Below are 2,243 nucleotides of genomic sequence, written 5' to 3'. Positions count from 1 at the left end.
AATGACTGGACTTGGTCTGGTAGTCAGTAAAAACATTAATACCGGCGATTGCCATGTCGTCCTCTACCAATAGACGATGACCAATACCTAAGTTAATCGTAGCACGACGACCGTTGCCACCGTTGCCAGAAGCGATTCCTGCTTGGATAAAAGTTAACTCTTTGCTGTTGGCATTAAGCTCAGAGAGTGGCTGAATAGTTCTCAGGCTGTAAGTCAGTTTTTTTGTACTAATCCCGCCAATACTCACCTCACTACGGCCAGCACCAAATGCATTTAAAAATTCGTTGACTGAATTATTAAGCAAACCTTCGGTTTTGTTAATGGCTTGGTTTTTAATGCTTGTGGTCACTTTATTACCCAGTTGGTCGGTATTGTCTGAGTTGGTGGAACCTAGGGCGGTGCGAGCCGCACCTGCGACTTCTTTAAGTATAGTCGTGGCTTGGTTGTCTTTTTTGGGGGCAGATTGTGGGTTGTTTTGTTGGTAAGGCTTACTAAGGTCTAGGTAGGCTTCTTTATTAGATTGCTGGGCATTATCAACAGAAAAAGCATTAAAAGAAAATGTGATTAAAAGGCTAAGCGTAAGAAAGTGCTTAAATTGATTGAATACGCTAGAAAGTGTGTTTTTAAAAAAGTGATTTAATTCAGGCTTTATTGTCTTTATCATAAATAATTAATTTAACTACATTGATATATCACAAAGATTATACCAATTACCCACTCTTTTTGCGGGTTTTTTTTACCTATTTTGAGTATTTCTAACAACCCTGATGAAATTTAATGCCAAGTTAATACACTGAGACCTTTGCATAAATAGGAACAATCATCAGAAACCCACTTGGCGATTTTTTAAACCCAGCCTTAGCCCTGCTAGGACAAGGTTTAAAGAAATCACCCATTGGGCAAAAATTGGATTTTGCTAATCATCCCTATTTATGCAAAGGTCTCACACTGTAAAGACCCACGATAAAAATTGCTGTATTAATGAATGATATTACCAACCAGTCAATTCAAAAAAAGATTCTTCACTGTTCGGTTGGTTATAACCAACACAACCTTATTCTTTCCAATGTTTAACAATCCAAGGTGCTGGCTGAATGTGACGATACCATTTGCCGCTAATGCCGTTAATCGCCTCAGGTGGGTTAGGTAAGCCATGGAAAATAATGACTTTTGCACCCTGAGGAATAAAGGGCGCTTTAAACCAAGATTTTATCCACGATGGGCAACAACGATATTTAAAACTTGGCACCCATTCATCTTGCCAATATTCAAGTTTTCCCAATTTGTGAATCTCTCGTGATAAATAAGCCTGCTCATGGCGAACTTCACTTTTTACCTGCTCTGAATTTTTCTCAAAGTGGGATAATATTTGTGGGTATTGTCCAATTTCAAAACGAAATACAGATGAATTACCTTCAATTTTTGTTGGATTTTTCTTATCATGCGCAATTAAAAAATCACCTTTGACCGTAAAAAATTCATCCATATTATCAACGATAACCACATCCAAATCCAAAAACAAAGCTTTGCCCTTCAATCCACCAAAGCCCCGCTTAAAAATAGTCAACTTGCGCCAGCCTCGCTCAGGTGCATCAGCCAAGTTGACTGGTAAGTCCAATTCTGGCAAGGGTTGCAGCTCTACTTCATTACGAATACCGCTATCATTCTCAGTAAAACACACAAACCTAAAAGGTATTGATAGATTGCGATTCACCATAGCGTACAAGCGATTGACATATTCTGATGGGAACTTATCACCCCATTTCATACAAATGATATTGACTTTATCCATTTTTTATTACACCTAACCTTTCGCCTTGATAACCACCATCTTTAACATATGCACACCAAGTGGCATTCGTTAAATACCTTTCAATGGTTTTATTAAGTTCTGTAATGCGTATTTGTTTTGAATTCATTTTGATATTTTATCAGACATAAAAAAGCCCATCTCACGAGATAGGCTTTCTAATTTACAGGGCTATGGATAGTTGTCAGGTTTCACCACGTTATTCCCTACTTTCAAAAACCACACTCCGAAACATATCAGGCTTTCTGATAAACAAATCAGGCTTCAAATTATATCAATACTAAAGCCTCATAAGGCGTCCTTACCTTAATCTCTTTTCTAAGTCCACCATGTCCACGATTAAAATTATAAAAAATCAAAAACTTGTTCAAATCTTGCTTCATTTCATCAATGTTTTGATACGTTATCACCTTAACTGTTGCATTCTTAATCG

3 protein-coding genes are annotated in these 2,243 nt (G+C 37.5%); all 3 read right to left on the bottom strand.

All coding sequences use genetic code 11. The annotated features are described in order from the left end of the window. The coding region (locus tag BBROOKSOX_RS10185) for an inverse autotransporter beta domain-containing protein (protein WP_180323994.1) at positions 1 to 664 on the bottom strand (664 nt) is incomplete at its 3' end. Between the two features lie 390 nt (positions 665 to 1,054). Further along, positions 1,055 to 1,792, bottom strand: a complete 738-nt coding sequence (locus tag BBROOKSOX_RS10180; protein ID WP_139661632.1) for a glycosyltransferase — start codon at positions 1,790 to 1,792, stop codon at positions 1,055 to 1,057. Further along, positions 1,785 to 1,919, bottom strand: coding sequence for a hypothetical protein (locus tag BBROOKSOX_RS12320; RefSeq protein ID WP_257607857.1), 135 nt, complete (start codon positions 1,917 to 1,919; stop codon positions 1,785 to 1,787). Before BBROOKSOX_RS12320 ends, BBROOKSOX_RS10180 begins: the two co-directional genes overlap by 8 nt. Positions 1,920 to 2,243 lie beyond the last annotated feature (324 nt).

It is taken from the genome of bacterium endosymbiont of Bathymodiolus sp. 5 South (assembly GCF_900128535.1).
Classification (GTDB): Bacteria; Pseudomonadota; Gammaproteobacteria; order PS1; family Pseudothioglobaceae; genus Thiodubiliella.
The sequence above is the reverse complement of the archived record's forward strand: the minus strand, read 5'-3'. Positions and strand labels throughout refer to the sequence as shown.